General features: G+C 69.4%; 19 protein-coding genes. 13 read left to right on the top strand and 6 right to left on the bottom strand.

Features of this window, described 5'->3' with window-relative positions; translation table 11 throughout:
- Positions 1-7 precede the first annotated feature (7 nt).
- A complete protein-coding gene (locus tag ABFX46_RS12915; protein WP_346042107.1) occupies positions 8-1,255 on the bottom strand; it encodes a DNA cytosine methyltransferase in 1,248 nt (415 codons plus the stop codon).
- 86 nt (positions 1,256-1,341) lie between these two features.
- The gene (locus ABFX46_RS12920) at positions 1,342-2,310 is read right to left on the bottom strand and encodes a DNA cytosine methyltransferase (RefSeq protein WP_346042109.1); all 969 of its coding nucleotides are present in this window, start codon (positions 2,308-2,310) and stop codon (positions 1,342-1,344) included.
- Between the two features lie 98 nt (positions 2,311-2,408).
- On the opposite strand from ABFX46_RS12920, the gene ABFX46_RS12925 reads away from it, so the two are divergent.
- The 7 genes from ABFX46_RS12925 to ABFX46_RS12955 all read left to right on the top strand — a co-directional run bounded on the left by ABFX46_RS12925 (position 2,409) and on the right by ABFX46_RS12955 (position 8,548).
- Positions 2,409-2,840 (top strand): very short patch repair endonuclease, encoded by a 432-nt coding sequence (locus ABFX46_RS12925; protein ID WP_428831243.1) that lies wholly within the window; start codon positions 2,409-2,411, stop codon positions 2,838-2,840.
- Positions 2,841-3,288: 448 nt separating this feature from the next.
- Positions 3,289-4,110, top strand: a complete 822-nt coding sequence (locus ABFX46_RS12930) for a glycoside hydrolase family 26 protein (RefSeq protein WP_346042110.1) — start codon at positions 3,289-3,291, stop codon at positions 4,108-4,110.
- Positions 4,111-4,254: 144 nt separating this feature from the next.
- Positions 4,255-4,716 (top strand): nuclear transport factor 2 family protein, encoded by a 462-nt coding sequence (locus ABFX46_RS12935; protein ID WP_131936650.1) that lies wholly within the window; start codon positions 4,255-4,257, stop codon positions 4,714-4,716.
- A 102-nt stretch (positions 4,717-4,818) separates the two neighbouring features.
- Positions 4,819-6,039, top strand: a complete 1,221-nt coding sequence (locus ABFX46_RS12940) for a hypothetical protein (RefSeq protein ID WP_346042112.1) — start codon at positions 4,819-4,821, stop codon at positions 6,037-6,039.
- The gene (locus ABFX46_RS12945) at positions 6,039-6,821 is read left to right on the top strand and encodes an SDR family oxidoreductase (protein WP_346042113.1); all 783 of its coding nucleotides are present in this window, start codon (positions 6,039-6,041) and stop codon (positions 6,819-6,821) included. The genes ABFX46_RS12940 and ABFX46_RS12945 overlap by 1 nt, the downstream gene beginning before the upstream one ends.
- A gap of 92 nt (positions 6,822-6,913) precedes the next feature.
- Positions 6,914-8,005, top strand: a complete 1,092-nt coding sequence (locus ABFX46_RS12950; RefSeq protein WP_346042114.1) for a sulfotransferase family protein — start codon at positions 6,914-6,916, stop codon at positions 8,003-8,005.
- 87 nt (positions 8,006-8,092) lie between these two features.
- Positions 8,093-8,548 (top strand): YbaB/EbfC family nucleoid-associated protein, encoded by a 456-nt coding sequence (locus tag ABFX46_RS12955; RefSeq protein ID WP_346042116.1) that lies wholly within the window; start codon positions 8,093-8,095, stop codon positions 8,546-8,548.
- A gap of 12 nt (positions 8,549-8,560) precedes the next feature.
- Here ABFX46_RS12955 and ABFX46_RS12960 read toward each other — a convergent pair whose 3' ends face one another.
- The 3 genes from ABFX46_RS12960 to ABFX46_RS12970 all read right to left on the bottom strand — a co-directional run bounded on the left by ABFX46_RS12960 (position 8,561) and on the right by ABFX46_RS12970 (position 10,717).
- Positions 8,561-9,460, bottom strand: a complete 900-nt coding sequence (locus ABFX46_RS12960; RefSeq protein WP_346042117.1) for a hypothetical protein — start codon at positions 9,458-9,460, stop codon at positions 8,561-8,563.
- Positions 9,460-10,377 (bottom strand): hypothetical protein, encoded by a 918-nt coding sequence (locus ABFX46_RS12965; protein WP_346042119.1) that lies wholly within the window; start codon positions 10,375-10,377, stop codon positions 9,460-9,462. Before ABFX46_RS12965 ends, ABFX46_RS12960 begins: the two co-directional genes overlap by 1 nt.
- 70 nt (positions 10,378-10,447) lie before the next feature.
- Positions 10,448-10,717 (bottom strand): hypothetical protein, encoded by a 270-nt coding sequence (locus ABFX46_RS12970; protein ID WP_346042121.1) that lies wholly within the window; start codon positions 10,715-10,717, stop codon positions 10,448-10,450.
- Positions 10,718-10,988: 271 nt separating this feature from the next.
- On the opposite strand from ABFX46_RS12970, the gene ABFX46_RS12975 reads away from it, so the two are divergent.
- Positions 10,989-12,548, top strand: coding sequence for an FAD-binding oxidoreductase (locus ABFX46_RS12975; RefSeq protein ID WP_346042122.1), 1,560 nt, complete (start codon positions 10,989-10,991; stop codon positions 12,546-12,548).
- A gap of 120 nt (positions 12,549-12,668) precedes the next feature.
- A complete protein-coding gene (locus ABFX46_RS12980; protein ID WP_346042124.1) occupies positions 12,669-13,454 on the top strand; it encodes a class I SAM-dependent methyltransferase in 786 nt (261 codons plus the stop codon).
- Between the two features lie 4 nt (positions 13,455-13,458).
- On the opposite strand, the gene ABFX46_RS12985 is transcribed toward ABFX46_RS12980, so the two are convergent.
- Complete coding sequence (locus ABFX46_RS12985; RefSeq protein ID WP_346042125.1) at positions 13,459-13,827, bottom strand: metalloregulator ArsR/SmtB family transcription factor; 369 nt, start codon at positions 13,825-13,827, stop codon at positions 13,459-13,461.
- A gap of 91 nt (positions 13,828-13,918) precedes the next feature.
- Between ABFX46_RS12985 and ABFX46_RS12990 the strand changes: the two genes are divergently transcribed.
- The 4 genes from ABFX46_RS12990 (at position 13,919) to ABFX46_RS13005 (ending at position 18,287) form a co-directional block, all read left to right on the top strand.
- Positions 13,919-15,364 (top strand): FAD-dependent oxidoreductase, encoded by a 1,446-nt coding sequence (locus tag ABFX46_RS12990; protein WP_346042127.1) that lies wholly within the window; start codon positions 13,919-13,921, stop codon positions 15,362-15,364.
- Positions 15,365-15,368: 4 nt separating this feature from the next.
- Positions 15,369-16,604 carry an MFS transporter gene (locus ABFX46_RS12995; RefSeq protein ID WP_346042128.1) on the top strand — a complete coding sequence of 412 codons (1,236 nt, stop codon included), beginning with the start codon at positions 15,369-15,371 and terminating at the stop codon, positions 16,602-16,604.
- Between the two features lie 121 nt (positions 16,605-16,725).
- The gene (locus tag ABFX46_RS13000; protein WP_346042129.1) at positions 16,726-17,142 is read left to right on the top strand and encodes a YciI family protein; all 417 of its coding nucleotides are present in this window, start codon (positions 16,726-16,728) and stop codon (positions 17,140-17,142) included.
- Complete coding sequence (locus ABFX46_RS13005) at positions 17,142-18,287, top strand: RNA polymerase sigma factor (RefSeq protein ID WP_346042130.1); 1,146 nt, start codon at positions 17,142-17,144, stop codon at positions 18,285-18,287. The genes ABFX46_RS13000 and ABFX46_RS13005 overlap by 1 nt, the downstream gene beginning before the upstream one ends.
- The last annotated feature ends 164 nt before the right edge of the window (positions 18,288-18,451 follow it).

Consider the following 18,451-nt stretch of genomic DNA (forward strand, 5'->3'; position numbering starts at 1 on the left):
GCGACCCTCAGCGGACGTCCGATACCTCGCCGGCGTCCTCGAGGTATCGGTAGACCTGTCCCGCGATCGCGCGGGACAGGCCGACCGGAACGGCGTTGCCGATCTGGCGCGCGATCTGCACCTTGGAACCGCACCAGAGGAAGTCCTCGGGGAACCCTTGGAACAATGCGGCCTCGTAGTGGGTGATCGGCCGGTCCGCCCAGGGGTGGAGGTATCGACCCTTCTCCGGCTTGTAGAACTCGGTGCGGATCGTCACGGCCGGGCGGTCCAGGTACATCCGGCCCATGACGTCACCGGAACCGTTGCGGTGGTTGAGCCAGTTCTGGGTCGAGAGTTCGGGCGGAATGTTCCAGCGATTGCCGCCCTCGGGAATGCTGGCGTAACGGAGCCTTGACAACTCCGTCGGGTTCCGGCCGATGTGCAACTCGGTCGTCTTGAACGGGCCGGGCATCGACTTGCCCAACAGGTCGATGCGAGCGTCCGGAAGTTCAGTGGTCCGAGGCCTCAGCGGCGTCTTGGGTTCCCGCTTCGTACCGAAGACGGTGCTGGTCGGGGTCCAGGGCCGCAGGCCGTTCGCGAGGGTGCCGGAAGACGGATCGCCGTCCTCCCAAAGGGCTCCCTGGTCGTCATGGCGTCCGCCCTTCACCTCGGAGTGCGTGGCCTCCGGATGCATCAACGGAAGCGATGAGGGGTGAGCCGCGATCAGGTCCCGATGGGTGGCGAGGACGATGGTGCGCTTGCGCGCCTGCGGAACTCCGTAATCCGCCGCGACCAGATGGCGGGACTCCAGGTGATAGTCCTTCAGCGAGCCGTCGTCCGCCGCGGCCTTGAGGGCGGCGTACTCGATCGAGGAGAAGAACCGGTCGACGTTCTCGATCACGAAGATCTTCGGCCGGATCTTCTGCACCACCCGCATGTACTCGCGCCAGAGCTGATTGCGAGGATCCTCCGGGTCCTCCCGGCCCAGCCCGGAGAAGCCCTGGCAGGGCGGGCCGCCCAGGATGACGTCCACGTCCTCCTTGACGTCGCCGGGATTCCAGTCCTTGATGTCGCCCGGAAAGATGTACCCGGCGCCCCCGGCCTCTTGGGCGAAGTTCGCGGCGTACGTCGTCGCGGCCGCCACGTCCATCTCCACGGCGCCGACCGTTCGGAAGGGCGATCGGTCGCCGTCCTCGGGGACGAACTCGTGGAAACCCTGCGTGAAACCGCCGCACCCCGCGAAGAGGTCCACGATGTTGATGTGATCGGCGGCCATGCGGTCAGCTTAGCGAGACGAGGGGTTCGGGAGGGTCGCGAACGATCTCGTCCCGGTGACGGTCGCGGCCGGTCGCGTCGACGTCTTCAGTCCAGTGCGGCGGCAATGCTCCGGCCCACGGCGGCGGCGAGTGGCGGCGGGATGGCGTGGCCCACCTGCCTGTAGCGCGAGGTCTTACGTCCGGCGATCCTCCAATCGGGCGGGAACCCTTGGAGCAGGGCCACCTGCTCGACGGTGAGCTTCGGCAGTCCGTTGCGGTCCGCCGGGTTCATCTCGGGCGTCATCCGGAAGTCGGGGCCGGGGACTTCGTCGGCGATGCTGCCGCCGTTGACGCCGAGGCGAGCCCACGTCTTCTTCGAGCCGGTGGGACCGAGGTCGGCTCCGCCTCGGTCCTTCGAGCCGCCGACGATCGTCGGAGCGATCTCGTTCGCCCGTGATCGCCACTCCAGGGCGCCGTCCCATCCCCGGCTCGCCATGGAGCGCCAGAGCACTTCGCCCACCGTGGCGGCGCCACCGGTCGGGTCGGGCCACCGGAACCGGGCCATGTTCTCCGATCGCAGCGCCACGAGCACGCCGTGCGGCCGACGTTGCGGGACGCCGAAGTCCTGGGCGTCCAGGACCTTCCACGCGCATTCGTAACCGTTCGCCCCCAGCTCCGATTCGACGAAGGCGCGCACGTCCGCGAAGTCGTCGTCGGTGACGAGGCCGGGGGTGTTCTCCAGCATGACCGCACGAGGACGCACTTCCGTCGCCAACCAGATCGCCGCACGCAGCGGATCACGTTGTTCGCTCACCGGCCGCCTGGCGCGGGGGCGCGGAAGACCGCCCGCCAAGAGGTCGACGTCCAGGACCTTCGGGTGCTCGTGCCCCACGAACTCGAAAAGGTCGAGTTGTCTGACATCCCACTCGGGCCGGTTGCCGCGCAGCGTCTCGCAGGCGTGCGCGTCCTCGTCGAAGAGCATCACCGGATGGAAGCCCGCCTGCTCCAGACCGAGCGCCAGTCCCCCGGCGCCAGCACAGATCTCCAGACTCGTGTAATCCCGTCCCGTCGTCATCACCACGGAGGTTAGAGGTCGCGCGGACAAGTGGGAACCTCGGCGTCGAGATCACCTGACCGGCAGCGGCCGTCATTCCTTTTGCGTACGGTTGGGCCGTGGGAGTGCAGAGGCCGACCCGGGCGTCGAGCGCCGGCGTTCGCAAGAGCATGCAGGGCAACAAGAGTCGGGACACGAAGCCGGAGTTGGCCTTGCGTCGAGCCGTCTACGCACTCGGGCTGCGATACCGGGTCTCAACGCGTCCGCTTCCCAAGGTGCGCCGAACGGCCGACCTCGTCTTCACCAAGGCGAAGGTGGCGGTCTTTATGGACGGCTGCTTCTGGCACGGCTGCCCTGAGCACCACACTAAGTCGGCCACGAACGCCGCCTATTGGGCGGACAAGGTGGAGCGCAATCGCGAGCGCGACGCCGAGACCGATCGGCTGCTCGGGGACGCCGGTTGGACGGTCATCCGCGTCTGGGAGCACGAAGACACGACCGAGGCCGCCGCGAGGATAGCCCGGACGGTGCACCAACGCCGATCGCCGTAGTTTTGCCGTCCGCCGGCCGACGTTCTGGGGGGCGGAGGGGCGGGGCGTTGGCTGCGCAATCTTCGCTTGCCGGCCCCTGCGGCAGAGTGGTCGTCCGACGGTCTGAAGTTGAGTCTGCGTGGCCGCTGATGCTGTCGGAGCCGGAGTTGATGAGCCCGCGTGTCGGCGAATCAGGTGGCTGGGGTGGCCCCGTTGTGGGTCCGCCGTTTCTCGGTAGTTCAGGTCGGAGGGCCGGGGCGGTCGTTGCGTAGTGGGCTTTGTGGTGGAGGGGCGAGAGGTGGTTGGCCAGGGTGTTCGGGAGTCTCACGGGGAGGTTATGGAACGGTCCCTTCCTTGCCTGCGATGCTGGTTGGGAGAGCTTCTGGTCGAAGCGGAACCGGCCGTGTGGCGGTGTTCGGCGGCCTGGGCGGGGGTCCTGGTTTTACGTCCGTGGCGCGGGAGGGCCGGGATGACGAAGCGGGACGGGATGCTCGTCGGGGCGAGCAGTGTGTCTCTGAAGGGTAAGGACTTCGGGGAGTTGGACGCGGCGGCGGGGCCGTTCACGGTTCGGCGGTCGTATGACAGAGGGTTGCCCAGGAGTTGGGCCGAGTCGGTCGCGGGGATCGACGTCGGGAAGCGCGTCTCCGTGTGGTCGTGCAAGCCCGACCTGGCACAACTCTCGGGAAGGAAGCTTGACAACAGGCTGCGGGAGTTCGTGCGGTCCGTCCCGGACTCTCATGCGGCGTTCCTGACCTGTTGGCATGAGCCGGACGGGAAGATTCGCAGGGGCCAGTTCACGCTTGCGGAGTATCTTCCGGCATTTCGGCGCTTCTGCGAGGTCGTCAAGTCGGTGGGGAAACCGCGGGTGTACACGGCTCAGATCGTGGAGGCCTGGTCGGGGCAGCGGCCCACCAAGGGCACCAGCTACAAGGATCTGTGGCCCGGTGACGACTACGTCGATCTGTACGCCGTGGACGGCTACTCCAACACCGGTAGCGGCGAGGAACTGTGGGGGCCTGCTGTGGAGTTCGCGTCCTCGAAGGATGTCCCCTGGGGAATCGCCGAGCTCGGGTGTGTGGACTTTATCGACACTTCGTGGATGAAGGGCCAGGTCTCCTACGCCGCGCGGACGGGTGCGGGCGGTGCCCGGGAGCGGTGTGCCTTCCTGTGCTGGTTCTCGAACCCGACCGGGGGCGTCGTCCCGACGCCGGGGACCGACCCGGCAGCGCGGGCCACCGCGAAGAGGATCTCGGAGAGGTACTACACCCGTCCCGAATCCTTCGCGCTATGACGGTGCGGGCTAGTGCGGCCATGCTTGCGCGGGGTGGTCGGCGATCTGTACCAGGACCATCTGGACGGTGGCGTTGGTGGGCGCTGCAGGGGGAAAATAGAACCTGTTCTTGTCTAATTGGCTTGTAGCGGCCAGTCTTGGCGCATGGATCTGGTTGCTCTGGAAGAGATTCGGCGGCTCAAGCACCGGTACCTGCGGTGTGTGGACCTCAAGCTGTGGGACGAGTTCGCCGAGGTGTTCACTGAGGATGCCGTCGCCGAGTACGACACCCCGGTGCTCAAGAAGACCCTCAGGCTGGAGGGGCGGGACGCGATCGTCCAGTACATGCGGGAGAACCTGGACGGCGGGAAGATCAGCGCGCATACGGCCGGATGCCCGGAGATCGACATCGACGGGGACCGGGCCACGGGCATCTGGTCGCTGGACGACACGATCATCATCCCGGAGCACAAGCTGCTGATCCGCGGTGCCGCGTTCTACCACGACGTCTACCGGCGCGGCGAGGACGGGCGGTGGCTGGTCGAGAAGACCGGGCACCGGCGGACGTACGAGTACATGGTCTCGCTGGACGACGCCCCGAGCCTGAAGTTCACCACCTCCCATTGATCGGGACCGAGCGTTGACCAGGGCCTAGAACGGGTTCTAGGTTCTGGTCCTCAGTGTCGCGTTCTCAACGGCGTTCGCGCCCCGCGTCCCCAGGAGAGCCCGGTGGCCACCGACTCAGCTGAAGGCAAGACCGATTCGTTCGAAGCGGCCACGCGTTCGTTCGCGGACGCCGTTGTCGAGGCCGAGCGGATCATCCGCAACGCGCCTCATGTCAAGACCGACCAGGACCTGGCCGAGGGGCTCGACTACCTCGCCGGCAGCATCAAGGCTTCGCTGCACATGGTCGGCGCCTACCAGCAGGACTATCCGTTCTTCGCGTCGTCCACCGGGCCGTACACCAAGTTGGGGCTCGACAACCCGGACACGCTGTACTTCCACGCCTACATCCGGGACGACGCCGAGTACGTGGTGACCGGACGGCGGGGGACGACCGCCGATCTGAGCTTCCAGGTCATGAACGGCGACTACTCGCCTACGCAGTCGCCCGACAGTCTGACCGCGTTCGATGACCGCGAACTGGATATCGCCGAGGACGGGTCGTTCCAGTTGAGGTTCGGGCCGCCGAAGGATGATGCCGGGCCTGGGTACGTCACGCTTCCGTCGGGCGCGGCCATGCTCATTGTGCGGGAGGTGTTCAGCGACTGGGAGAACGAGCGGCCTGGCGAGATTCGTATTCATCGGGCTGACACGCTCGGCACCTCGCCGCTGTCGGTGCCATCCGAGCGGATGGCTCGGCGGTATCAGATCGCCGGGAAGATGCTGGTCTCCAGGATTCGCACCTTCCTGGCCTTCCCCGAATGGCACTACCTGCAACTGCCGGTCAACACGATGACCGAGCCGCGGCTCACCCCGGGCGGCCTGGCCACGCAGTTCTCGTCCGTCGGGCATTACGACCTGGACGACGACGAGGTCATGGTCATCACCGCGCCGGCCGCCGACCGGGAAGTGGCGCCCTACCAGGGCTTCCAGCTCGGCAGCATGTGGTACATCTCGCTCGACTACATCAACCATCAGACGAGCCTGACCGCCGACCAAGCCCGCGTCGACGAGGACGGGATGATCCGGTACGTCGTCAGCGAGCGTGACCCCGGGCTCGCCAACTGGATCGAGCGGACCGGGCATCGGCGCGGCTACCTCCAGTTCCGGTGGCAGCGCGTCGGCCGTGACCTCACATCCGAGGACGGCCCGAAGGTCGAGGTCGTGAAGTTCGACGAACTGCCCCGCGTCCTGCCGTTCTATGAGAAACAGCGGATCACCTCGCAGGAATGGTCGGAAAAGATCGCGACCCGTCAGGTCGCCGTTGCGAAGAGGATGCTCGGCTGATGGCGGACCTGCTCAAGGATAAAGTCGTCGTCGTTTCGGGAGTCGGGCCTGGCCTGGGGCGCGGGCTTGCCGTTCAGTGCGCCAAGGCCGGTGCCGATGTGGTGCTCGCGGCGCGGAACGAGCAGCGGCTCGCCGAGGTCGCCAAGGAAGTCGAGGACATCGGGCGGCGCGCCGTCGCCGTCCCGACCGACATCAACGATTCGGCGGCGTGCGAGCGGCTCGCGGAGACGGCCCATGAGGCTTTCGGGCGTGTGGACGGCCTCATCAACAACGCCTTCGCGACACCGCCTCTGAAGGACCTGACCAAGGTCGATCTCGACGGGGTACGGGCCGGCTTCGAGACGAATGTGCTCGCTGCCCTGCACCTCACCAGACTTTTCATCCCCGCGCTCGAAGAACACGGCGGGTCGGTCGTCATCATCAACTCGGCCGTCCTCCGCCATTCACGGCGGACGTTCGGCGCCTACAAGATGGCCAAGGCCGCACTCCTCGCCATGGCGCAGAACCTGGCCACCGAGTTGGGCCCGCGCGGCATCCGCGTCAACACCATCGCCCCCGGATACATCTGGGCCGACAACCTCCAGTGGTACTTCAACCATCTCGCCAAGAAGCGCGGCGTCACGGCGCAGGACATCTACGACGAGAACGCCGCGACGACCGACCTGCGGAAACTCCCCGAGCCGGACGAGGTCGCCGACGCCGTCGTGTTCATGCTGTCGCCGCTGGCCCGTGCGGTCACCGGGCAATGCCTGGACGTCAATTCCGGCGAGTGGCACCACTAGGCACCCTAGGAAGGGGCGTACCGATGAGCGCAGGCCGCGACAGCGTCGGGACGGTCGAGGACCTCCACGCGTCCGCCAGCAAGGTCACCGGCATGGACGACTTCGGTGGTGACGAATATCTGGAGGGCCTCAAGGTTCTTCTAGAGTCTTTCGTGAAGGACGCCGGGCTCACCCCGTTCGGAAACAAAGCTCAGAGGGCGATGCTCCGGGGCGCGCTCGCCGCCCGGCAGTTCTCCGAAGCCGCGTGGAAACAGCACCCTGAGCACGCGGACATCCCCATCGAGCGGCCCATTTTCGTCACGGGCCTGCCCCGCACCGGCACGACTGCACTGCACAGATTGCTCACTGCTGACCCCACCCATCAGGGCCTCGACCTCTGGCTCGCCGAAGTGCCGCAGCCGCGTCCTCCTCGCGAGACCTGGGCCGACAACGCGGTCTTCCAGGCGATCGACGCCGGATATCGACGTCACCATGTCGAGAACCCCGAGTTCATGGGCGTCCACTACATCTCCGCGGACTCCGTCGAAGAGTGCTGGCAACTCCTTCGCCAGAGCATGCTCTCCATTTCCTTCGAAAGCCTGGCGCACCTGCCGACCTACTCGTCCTGGCTCGCCGAACAAGACTGGACGCCCGCCTATCGCAGGCACCGCCGCAACCTTCAGCTCATCGGCCTCAACGACGCCGGCCGGCGCTGGGTGCTGAAGAATCCCAGTCACCTTTTCGCACTGGACGCGCTGCTCGACGTCTACCCCGACGCCCTGATCATCCAGACGCACCGGAAGCCGCGTACCGCCATGGCGTCCATGTGCAGCCTCGCCGCGCACGCCACCGCCGGATGGTCGGACGTCTTCACCGGCGCCACCCTCGGCCGCGACCAACTGGACCTCTGGAGCCGGGGCCTCGACCAATTCCGCGAGGTGCGGGCGCGCCATAACCCCGACCAGTTTGCGGACGTCCACTACGACGACTTCGTCCGCGACCCGATCGGCACCGTTGAGGCCGTCTACACCCGCTTCGGCCTCCCGTTCACCGACGAGGCCAGAACCGCGATGACGCAACTCCACAACGAGAGCACGACCGGCGCCGCGAAACCAGCTCACCGGTACTCGCTCGAAGACTTCGGCCTCACCCCGGAAGAGGTCGACGAGCGTTTCGCCGACTACACGGCCACACTGCCGACCTGATTCGCGAGCATGCTCGATTCCTCGGACGGGCGACGGAACCCCTAGGGTGGGCGGTTTACGCGAAGCCCGTCCGAAGGATTGGTGAGAGTGAGCGAGTTCCCCGACATCGAGCGGACCCTCGGGATCGACCTCGGCGCGCATGCGGAGCAGGCGCGGCGCGTGGCGGAGAAGTCCGCGGAGTTCAGTGCTCGGCTGGCGGACATGGTCGGCCGCGCGGAATCCCCCGACGGCCGGGTCGGTCTGGGTTTCTCTCCGGAGAAAGGGCTGACCGGCGTGCGCATCGACCCGCGCGCCATGCGCATGGGGTCCGAGGAACTCGCGGAACTGATCGAGCAGCTCTCCAAGGAGGCCGTCGCGGACCTCGACAGGCAGAAGCGGGAAGCCGCCGACGAGGTCTACGGAGAGGACGCGCAAAAGGTCAAGACGCCCCTCGACCCCGCCGTGATGCAGGACGCGCTCCGCGACATGAACGCCGCCTTCGCGGGCGTCTCCCGCGACGCCACCGCGCTCATGGACCAACTCCGCAAGAGGATGGGCCAGTAGCGGCGAAAACCCTCAGTCGGCGCGGCCCTCGGTGAAGAGATAGGCGAGGACCGTGTAGGCGAGAGCGGGTGAGCATTCCGGTGACAGGCACAGCGCCCATGTCCGGCGGCGCAGCCGCGCGAAACGGCCGACCTCCCGGCCGTCCGGGCGGACGATGGAGTGCACGTCGCTGGTATGGCCCCGCGTCAGGGTGATCTCGCCCAGCAGCGTTCCGTCCTGCTGTTCGATCCTGGGACGGCCGGACTGGAGCGCCAGATGGGGGATGACGGCCTCAGGGCGGCCATCGGAGCCGAGCATCAGCACCTCGTCGGTGCGCCGCTCGATGAGGAAAGCGACCTCCCCATCCGGACGCCGCGCGGACGCGAAACGCCGTCGATCGGCCCCGACCGGCACCGGCACGTCTGCGTCACCGAACTGGACGCGCAGATGCGGCTCCCCGCCGGGACGGACGGCGCCGTCGCGGTCCACCTCCAGCACCAGGAAATCTTCGGGTGCGTCCAGCAGGTGCCGCGCCGTGGCCCCCACCTCGCGGTTGAGCCGCCGCCTGAGCACGAGATAGCCGGGGACGCAGAGCAGCAGCAGCGCCCCCGGGGCGAGCATGATCCCCTCGCTCCCGAGGCCGCCGGCGTGTGCGCTCAGCGGCCACGGCCCGAGCCTCGCCTTGACGGTCCGGCCGACGTCCTTCGGGCCCACATGGGCGACCTTCGCGGAATGCCGGTGCCCGTCCGAGTCCGTCCACGAGCCGTGGCATTCGTAGCCGTAGCGCACCTGCCGCTCGCACCGGTCGACCCGCAGCGGCACCTCCCGGCCGAACAGGTGCGTGTACACGGTCAGCAGGGGCAGGGCCAGCAGCGCGACGCAGGCCGAGAAGAAGAACCGCCGCACGAAACGGCGGCCCCGGGGGCCGGGCATTATTCGGCCGGAGGGTCCTCGAAAAGGCCCTCGTCGCGCTTGTTCCTGTCTCCGGCGGCGCCGGCGAAATGGTCGGTGATGTTGCCGCCCGTCCAGACGCCGCTCGTGCCGAGCGAGCCGCCGCTGCGCGCCGGGTTGCCGACCGGGCTCGGCATGCGCAGGGCCGGGTCGTTCCGGCCGAGCGGGGTTCCGCCGCCGACCTTCATGAGCGCGGCGGTCGCGATGCGCTCAAGGCGGGAGATGGTGCCCCACACCATGTTGTCGGACGCGTCCCGCAGGCCGTTCTTGAAATCGTCGAGGGCGGCGTCGTTGCCGTGCGCCTTCTGCCAGCCGATGTCCAGCGCCATCGCGCCGGTGATGACCGCGGCGCCGCCCGCCGCGACCGACGCGACCAGCCCGGAAACGCTCTCCAGGAACGACGTGCATTCGATGGCGAACGCGGACGCCGAGGCGAGCACCGCGGGATAGGTGAACAGCCCGGCCAATGCGGCGGCGACGTACACCGCGTACAGGGCGATCAGCGCGGCGATGACGACCATCGCGACGACGACGAGGAAGCACAGCGCGGCCGTGATGCTCATCGCGGAGCCCACCGCGAACGCGAGCTGCTTCGAACCGGTGATCTGGGAGCGGTATTCGTCGATGCGCGCGTCATAGGCGTCGCGGTCCTTGCCCTGCCATTCGTCCTTCGGCAGGTTCGTGCTGTTGGCGGCCTGCTGGGCGTTGCCGAGCTTGTCGTAGTTGTCGGCCCATTTCAGGCCGGCGTCCAGCATCGCCTGCGGATCGCACTGGTTCAGGTACATGACGATGGACGTCGTCCAGGCGGGGGGAATGAGCGCGGCGGCGACCTGGGTCACCGTCAACGCGGTCGCTCCGGCGAAGGCGACCGGGCTTCCGCCCGGTGTGGGGCCACCCATGACACTCCTGACTTCGAGGGCTACGGCTACGGCTGCGAATGCGGGAAGAGGCGGGAGGACCTCTCCGGCGTCACGGACGCGAAAGCGTGCTCTTTACCTCGGCGGATTCCCAATTGGTCGCCGACACGGCGAGCAGGTCCCGGAAGTTGTTCAGCACCTTCTTCTTCGTCTCCAGGTCCTCCTCGGCGACGTCGAGGGCGGCGACATAGGCCATCGACAGGACGTAGGAGGTGGCGGTGAAGTTCGACTGGGAGATGCCGCGCGCGCCCTGGAGGTTGTTCCACGCCAGTTGCAGATACTCGTTGACGTTCCGATGCAGGTTCTTACCGTGCTGCGTCATCCGCTCCGGTGCGGCTTTGCGATCCGCGCCATCCCCGGGACTCATCAAGACCTCCGCCATCGTGGACGTGCTGAGACGAATTGGGCAGTCTAGCGAAGATCCCATTCCCGTCATCCCGGTGCGCGGCGCCGCCTGGACGATGCCTGGACGATCAGCCCACCGCCACATGACTGTCACTTTCTGTTTCCGGAGAGTAGGCGTCGGGAAGCTGAGGGTAGTCAGATGGTCCGCGTGAGCGGCCCCCGACCTCCCCCGAGAAGGTGGTGTTCCGATGACCAGCAACGGCCCCCAGCCCTCGCCGATCGTCCAGCCGCACGACAGGCGGTACCCGTCGCTCAGCCGCGGATTCAACCAGCGGTGGATCGCCCAGCCCGAATACGTCCGCATGCTGCGGACGGCCGAAGAAGCCAGGGAGGCGCTGGAGGAGGCGGTCCGGCAGAAGCCGAAGCACCCCGAGCGCACCCGCATCACCGTCCGTTCCGGCGGGCACTGCTACGAGAACTTCGTCTGCGGTGACGACGTGCGGGTCATCTTCGACGTCTCGCAGATGTGCGGGATGTACTACGACCCGCGCATGGACGCGTACTGCGTGGAGGCCGGCGCCAGCAACTGGCACGCCTACAGCCACCTCTACCCGATCAGCGGACGGGCCCTGCCGGGCGGCTCCTGCTATTCCGTGGGCCTCGGCGGGCACATCACCGGCGGCGGATACGGCCTGATGTCGCGCCAGTTCGGGCTCACCGTCGACTACCTCTACGCGGTCGAAGTGGCGGTGGTGAGAAAGGACCACACCGTCGAACTCGTCGTGGCGCGGCGCGACGACTGGAACGACGAGCGCAAGGAGCTGTGGTGGGCGCATACGGGCGGCGGTGGCGGGAACTTCGGGCTCATCACCAAGTTCTGGTTCAGGGACCTTCCGCAACCGCCCAGCATGGTCCGCCTGGCGGGCATCGCGTGGGACTGGGCCGACTTCACCAAGGACGACTTCGTCCACCTGCTCACCGCGTTCGGGACGTACTTCCGCGACCACCAGGACCCGTCCACGCCCCAGGGGAAACTGTTCGCCCTGCTCGCCCTCAACCACCACAGCAACGGCCAGATCGGGCTCACCGCACAGGTGGACGTCGACGACCCCGGGGGACGCGCCGCCATGAGCGAATTCCTCGAACGGATCGACAGCGGGATACGCGCCGAGGCGAAGTCGATGCACGCCCCGATGGGGGAGCGCCCCACCCTCGGGCATCTGAAGATTCCGAGGGACATGCCGTGGCTGACGGCCACCCAGGTCCTGGACAGCAGCGGCGAGGACCAGTGCGGAAAGTACAAGTCCGCCTACATGCGCAAGCCGTTCGACCCGAAGCAGATAGACGCGATGTGGTCCCATCTCAGCAAGGACGGGCCCTACCGCGACTACGACAACAAGCAGTCGCTCATCCAGATCGACTCCTACGGCGGCGCCATCAACAAGCCGCGCTTCGACACGGCGGCTCGGCAGCGCGATTCCATCATGAAGATGCAGTACCAGGTCTACTGGACGAAGGGCGACCCGCAGGAGTCCGCCTACCTGGACTGGATCCGCAAGACCTATCAGGCGACCTTCGCCGCGACCGGCGGCGTCCCCGAAGTGGGGACCTCCACTCCGAACGACGCGCTGACCGACGGCTGCTACATCAATTACCCCGACGTCGACCTCGACGACGGGGCATGGAACACCTCGGGCCAGAAGTCGCCGACCCTCTACTACAAGGACGGCTACGCCACCCTCCAGAAGGTGAAGCGCCGCTGGGATCCGCTGAACGTCTTCCGCAACGGCCAGTCCGTCCGGCCGTAGCCGGGGGCCGTCCGGCTATGGCATCCAGCCGTAGCGGGTCCGTCGCCGTGGGTAGGGTGCCCGGCCGCCGGGGTAGGGCACCCACCGGACCTGCCGGAACGCCCACGGGGGACGAACCAGATGACGAAACCGCCGCCGCGCGTGCAGAGGAACCGCGCGAGCCTGCCGTACAAACTCCGCTATGCCGCCCAGAACCCGGACAAGGTTCAGGCGTACCTCGCCAGGCTGGCCCGCGACGTGAAGCTCCGCGTGGCCAACCGGGGCCACGTCGCCTACTACCGGGCCGTGATGCGGGCGGACGCCGCCAGGAGCCCCGAGGCCGCCGTCGGCAGCCCGACCCGCGAGCGCTGGCTGAAGCTCGGCCAGATGCAGTTCGACTACCTGGTCAAGCACGGGCTCAAGCCCGGCGACCGGATCCTGGAGATCGGCTGCGGCAACCTGCGCGCCGGCTGGCGGTTCATCGACTACCTGGACACGGGCAACTACTACGGCATCGACATCTCGCCCGACATCCTGCTCGCCGCGCAGAACACCCTCACCCGGCACGGTCTGCAGGACAAGCTCCCGCACCTCGCGCTCGTCGACGACCTGAAGCTGGGGTTCCTGCCGTCACGGCACTTCACCGTGGTGCACGCGCACAGCGTGTTCAGCCACTCGCCGATCCAGGTCATCGACGAGTGCTTCGCCCACGTCGGCCGCGTCCTCGCGCCCGACGGCCTCTTCGACTTCACCTTCGACCGCACCGAAGGGACCGAGCACCACGTCCTCCGCGAGGACTTCTACTACCGCACCGAGACGCTGACCGGGCTCGCCGAGCGCCACGGCTTCACCGCCCGCTTCATGGACGACTGGGAGCGGCTCCCGCACGGCCAGTCCAAGATCCGCCTCACCCGCGCCGGGGGCTGACCGGTCAGGCCCGGGTGAAGACGGGGATGGCGAACAGGCCGGACAGGCGAGCGACCGCGTCCGGGACGACCTTGTAGTACACCCACGTCCCGCGGCGTTCACCCTCGATCAGTCCCGCCTGGCGCAGCACCTTCAGATGGTGGGAGATGGTCGGCGCGCTCAACTCGAACGCCACGTTCAGGTCGCACACGCACGCCTCGCCGCCCTCCGCCGAGGCGATCATGTTCAGCAGCCGGAGCCGCACCGGATCGGCCAGGGCCTTGAACACCTTCGCCAGCTCGGCCGCCTCCGCCTCGCCCAAGAGCGGTCCGCTCAGCGGTGCGCAGCACGGCTGACCGGTCACGTCGTCGTCGATGCGCAAGAACTTAGACATACATCTAATTTGACATCTATCGAAACGAGAGGCAACCTGGCCCTTGCTTTGATGCCCATCGAAGCAGCAGACTGAGCCTGGAGGTACCACTGTGTCCGAGACCAGAGAACCGCTCCCCGTCGTCGTCATCGGGGCCGGGCCGGTCGGGCTGGCGGCCGCCGCGAACCTCGCCGAGCGCGGGCTCGACTTCCTCGTCCTGGAGGCCGGCGCCACCGTCGGCGCGGCGATCTCCGAATGGGGACATGTCCGGCTGTTCTCGCCCTGGCGGTACGACACCGACGCCGCCGCCCGCCGCCTGCTGGAGCCCACCGGCTGGACGGCGCCGCCCGCCGGCGTCCTCCCCACCGGGGCCGAACTCGTGCGCGACTACCTGGTCCCGCTCGCCCGGACGCCGGAGCTGGCCGGACGCGTCCGCACGTCCGCCCGCGTCCTGGCCGTGACGCGCGACGGCGTCGACACCACCCGGACCGTCGGCCGCGACGACCACCCGCTGCTCGTCCGCGTCCAGGACGAGGACGGGACGATCACCGACCTGCGGGCCCGCGCCGTCATCGACGCCTCCGGGACGTGGGGCCACGGCAACCCGCTCGGCCACTCCGGCCTGCCCGCCCCCGGCGAAGCGGAGGCGGCCGCCCATCTGGCCGGCCCGCTGCCGGACGTCCTCGGACGCGACCGCGACCGCTTCGCGGGCAGGCACGCGCTCGTCGTCGGCATGGGGCACTCCGCGGCCAACACCCTGCTCGCCCTCGCCGAACTCGCCGCCGAGGACCCCGCCACCCGCATCACCTGGGCCGTGCGCGGCGCCTCGGTCGCCCGCCTCTACGGCGGCGGCGACGCCGACGGCCTGCCCGCGCGCGGCGCGCTCGGATCGCGGCTCAAGCAGGCCGTCGAGGCGGGCGCCATCGAGTTGGTCCGCGGGTTCGGCATCAACCGTTTCGACGCCGGAGGCGCCCAGGTCCAGGTGCACGGGACCACCCCGGACGGGGCCAGGACGCTCACGGTCGACACGGTCGTGGCCGCCACCGGGTTCCGGCCCGACCTGGCGATGCTCCGCGAGGTCCGGCTCGATCTCGACCCCGCCACCGAGGCGCCGGTGAAGCTGGCCCCGCTGATCGACCCGAACTTCCACTCCTGCGGGACGGTCCCGCCGCACGGCGAACGCGACCTCGCCCACCCCGAGGCCGGGTTCTACCTCGCGGGGGCGAAGAGCTACGGCCGCGCCCCCACCTTCCTGATGGCGACCGGCTACGAGCAGGTCCGCTCCATCGCCGCCGCGCTGGCGGGGGACCGCGAGGCCGCCGACACCGTCCAGCTCGACCTGCCCGAGACCGGCGTCTGCTCCTCCGACCCGGCGAGCGAGGCCGAGGCGGGCGGGGCCGAGGCGGGCGGCGGCTGCTGCGGGGGCGGTGGGACGGCCCCGGAGCCGGTCTCCATCGGGTTCGGCGCCCCGGCCGGCGTCGGTTTCGCCACGGGTCACCTGCACGGCCGCTCCGCCGAAGCCGCCGAGGACGCCGGCGCAGAGACCTCCCACGTCTGACCCGATGAGCCGTGACCTCCCCGCCCCGGTCCCCGCGGCGCCTCCCGCCGCCGGGACCGGGGCGGCGCGCGCGTCACCCGCGCCCCTGATCGCCCTGTGCCTCACCGAGATCACCAGCTGGGGCGTCCTCTACTACGCCTTCCCGGTGCTGGCGCCGGCCATCGCCGCCGACACCGGCTGGTCGATGGCCACCGCCACCGCCGCGTTCTCCGCCGCCCTGGTCGTGGCCGCGCTCGGCGGCATCCCCGCCGGACGTCTGCTGGACCGGCACGGCCCCCGCGTCCTCATGACCACCGGCTCGGCCGTCGCCGCCCTCAGCCTCGTCCTGATCGCCTCGGCGCCCAGTCTCGCCTGGTTCGCCGCCGGCTGGGTGCTCGCGGGCGTCGCGATGACCGCCGTCCTCTACCAGCCCGCCTTCGCCGCCCTCACCCGCTACTACGCGCCACGCCACGTCCCGGCGCTGACCACCCTCACCCTCGTCGCCGGGCTGGCCAGCACCGTCTTCGCGCCCCTCACCGACGCGCTGGCGAACGTGATGGACTGGCGCGGCGTCTACCTCGTCCTCGCGGTGGTCCTGGCGGTTGTCACGATCCCGCTGCACTGCTTCGCCCTGCGCCGCCCCTGGCCGCCCGCCCGCACCGGACACCCACGGGACGGCGGCGATCCGCAGAGGGTGAGCGCGACCGTCCGGAGCCGCCCGTTCATCCTCCTCGCCTTGGCCTTCACCCTCTCGGCCTTCGCGATGTACGCGGTCATGACCAACCTCATCCCGCTGCTGACCTCGCGCGGCGCCGACTCCACCACCGCCGCGTGGGCGCTCGGCCTCGGCGGGGTCGGCCAGGTCGCCGGACGGCTCGGCTACGGCTCCCTCGCCCGCCGCACCAGCGTCCGGGCCCGGACGGTCTGGATCCTGTCCCTCGGCGCGGCCACCACGGCGGGCCTGGCCGTCCTGCCCGGACCCGTCGCGCTGCTCACCGCGATCGCCGTCCTCGCCGGCGCCCCGCGCGGCATCACCACCCTCCTGCAGGCCACCGCCGTCACCGACCGCTGGGGCACCGCCGCTTACGGCTCCCTCTCCGGCATCCTCGCCGCACCCGTCACCACGGCCACCGCGCTGGCCCCCTGGGCGGGCGCCGCACTCGCCACCGCCCTCGGCGGCTACCCGAACCTCTTCCTCCTGCTGACCGCCTGCGCCACGGTCGCCGCGGTCCTCGCCACCGTCCCCACTCCCCGCCCCTGATCCGGGCCCGTCCACGAAAGTTCAAAAAAGTTCTGGCGGCGATGTCGAGAATCCGCCGCCGACTCCGTCCCCGGTGCGAACGCGGCCAGAATGGGTCGCACCAGCATCGAGGAGAACGACGATGGCCAAGTACCTGCTGCTCAAGCACTACCGCGGCGCGCCGGCAGCGGTGAACGACGTGCCGATGGACCAGTGGACGCCGGAGGAGGTCTCGGCGCACATCCAGTACATGAACGACTTCGCGGCCCGGCTGGAGGAGACCGGCGAGTTCGTCGACGGGCAGGCGCTCGCGCCCGAGGGCAGCTGGGTCCGCTACGACGGCGAGGGCCGCCCGCCGGTCACCGACGGCCCGTTCACCGAGACCAAGGACCTCATCGCCGGCTGGATGGTGATCGACGTCGACAGCCACGAGCGCGCCGTCGAGCTGGCCGGGGAGCTGTCGGCCGCGCCCGGCGCCGGCGGCCGGCCGATCCACGAATGGCTGGAGCTGCGGCCGTTCCTGAGCGCCGCCCCCAGCACCACCGCCGAGTGCCATTGATGGACGAGGCCCTGCTGCGGAGCCTCACCCCGACCGTCCTCGCGATCCTCGTCCGCCGCGGAGCCGACTTCGCGGCGGCCGAGGACGCGGTGCAGGACGCGCTGGTCGAGGCCGTCCGCGTCTGGCCGGACGACCCGCCCCGCGACCCCAAGGGCTGGCTGATCACGCGGGCCTGGCGCCGGTTCCTCGACGCCGCCCGCGCCGACGCGTCCCGCCGCCGCCGCGAGGACCGGCTGGAGGAGGAGCCGCCGCCCGGCCCCGCGCCCTCGGCGGACGACACGCTGCGGCTCTACTTCCTCTGCGCGCATCCGTCGCTGACGCCGTCGTCGGCGGTGGCGCTGACGCTGCGGGCCGTGGGCGGGCTGACGACCCGCCAGATCGCGCAGGCGTACCTGGTGCCGGAGGCGACGATGGCGCAGCGCATCAGCCGCGCCAAGCGGACCGTGTCCGGGGTGCGGCTCGACCAGCCCGGTGACCTCTCCACCGTGCTGCGCGTCCTCTACCTGGTCTTCAACGAGGGGTACTCCGGGGACGTCGACCTGGCCGCCGAGGCCATCCGGCTCACCCGGCAGCTCGCGGCCGCGATCGACCACCCGGAAGTGGCCGGGCTGCTCGCGCTGATGCTGCTGCACCACGCCCGGCGCGCCGCCCGCACCGCGCCGGACGGCGGCCTGGTCCCGCTCGCCGACCAGGACCGCGGCCGCTGGGACACCGCCGCGATCGCCGAGGGCGTCCGGATCCTGCAGGCCGCCCTCGCCCGCGACCGGCTCGGCGAGTTCCAGGCGCAGGCCGCGATCGCGGCGCTGCACGCCGACGCGCCCGCCGCCGAGGAGACCGACTGGGTGCAGATCGTCGAGTGGTACGACGAGCTCGAGACGCTGACCGGCAGCCCGATCGTCCGCCTCAACCGGGCGGTCGCCGTCGCGGAGGCCGACGGGCCGCGCGCCGGGCTGGCGGCCCTCGCGGAGCTGGACGACATGCTGCCCCGCTATGCCGCCGTCGCCGCCTACCTCCATGAGCGGGACGGCGACCTCGCCACGGCCGCGCGGCTCTATGCGGAAGCAGCGCGCAAGGCTCCCAACCTCGCCGAACGCGACCACCTCACCCGGCAAGCCGCCCGCCTCAACACGGCGCGACGCCGCTGAGCGGGCACCGACCATGGGTCAGCGCCGGATGGCGATCACGGTGTCGTTGGGAAGCGTCCGCACGGTGAAGTGCGCTGCGGCGAACTGGGCGGGACGGAAGTGGATGTCGCCCCACGTCCACACGCCCGAACCGGCGCGCAGGATGAACAGGTCGATCGGGCCGT

Origin of the sequence: Actinomadura chokoriensis, assembly GCF_039529475.1 — a bacterium.
GTDB classification, from domain to species: domain Bacteria; phylum Actinomycetota; class Actinomycetes; order Streptosporangiales; family Streptosporangiaceae; genus Spirillospora; species Spirillospora bangladeshensis.

What these genes read in the sequence shown, in the direction of transcription:
- ABFX46_RS12915 (WP_346042107.1), bottom strand. Translation starts at nt 1,255, where the DNA reads ATGGCCGCCGATCACATCAACATCGTGGACCTCTTCGCGGGGTGCGGC.
- ABFX46_RS12920 (WP_346042109.1), bottom strand. Translation starts at nt 2,310, where the DNA reads ATGACGACGGGACGGGATTACACGAGTCTGGAGATCTGTGCTGGCGCC.
- ABFX46_RS12930 (WP_346042110.1), top strand. Translation starts at nt 3,289, where the DNA reads ATGACGAAGCGGGACGGGATGCTCGTCGGGGCGAGCAGTGTGTCTCTG.
- ABFX46_RS12935 (WP_131936650.1), top strand. Translation starts at nt 4,255, where the DNA reads ATGGATCTGGTTGCTCTGGAAGAGATTCGGCGGCTCAAGCACCGGTAC.
- ABFX46_RS12945 (WP_346042113.1), top strand. Translation starts at nt 6,039, where the DNA reads ATGGCGGACCTGCTCAAGGATAAAGTCGTCGTCGTTTCGGGAGTCGGG.
- ABFX46_RS12950 (WP_346042114.1), top strand. Translation starts at nt 6,914, where the DNA reads ATGGACGACTTCGGTGGTGACGAATATCTGGAGGGCCTCAAGGTTCTT.
- ABFX46_RS12960 (WP_346042117.1), bottom strand. Translation starts at nt 9,460, where the DNA reads ATGCCCGGCCCCCGGGGCCGCCGTTTCGTGCGGCGGTTCTTCTTCTCG.
- ABFX46_RS12965 (WP_346042119.1), bottom strand. Translation starts at nt 10,377, where the DNA reads ATGGGTGGCCCCACACCGGGCGGAAGCCCGGTCGCCTTCGCCGGAGCG.
- ABFX46_RS12970 (WP_346042121.1), bottom strand. Translation starts at nt 10,717, where the DNA reads ATGACGCAGCACGGTAAGAACCTGCATCGGAACGTCAACGAGTATCTG.
- ABFX46_RS12975 (WP_346042122.1), top strand. Translation starts at nt 10,989, where the DNA reads ATGACCAGCAACGGCCCCCAGCCCTCGCCGATCGTCCAGCCGCACGAC.
- ABFX46_RS12980 (WP_346042124.1), top strand. Translation starts at nt 12,669, where the DNA reads ATGACGAAACCGCCGCCGCGCGTGCAGAGGAACCGCGCGAGCCTGCCG.
- ABFX46_RS12985 (WP_346042125.1), bottom strand. Translation starts at nt 13,827, where the DNA reads ATGTCTAAGTTCTTGCGCATCGACGACGACGTGACCGGTCAGCCGTGC.
- ABFX46_RS12995 (WP_346042128.1), top strand. Translation starts at nt 15,369, where the DNA reads ATGAGCCGTGACCTCCCCGCCCCGGTCCCCGCGGCGCCTCCCGCCGCC.
- ABFX46_RS13000 (WP_346042129.1), top strand. Translation starts at nt 16,726, where the DNA reads ATGGCCAAGTACCTGCTGCTCAAGCACTACCGCGGCGCGCCGGCAGCG.
- ABFX46_RS13005 (WP_346042130.1), top strand. Translation starts at nt 17,142, where the DNA reads ATGGACGAGGCCCTGCTGCGGAGCCTCACCCCGACCGTCCTCGCGATC.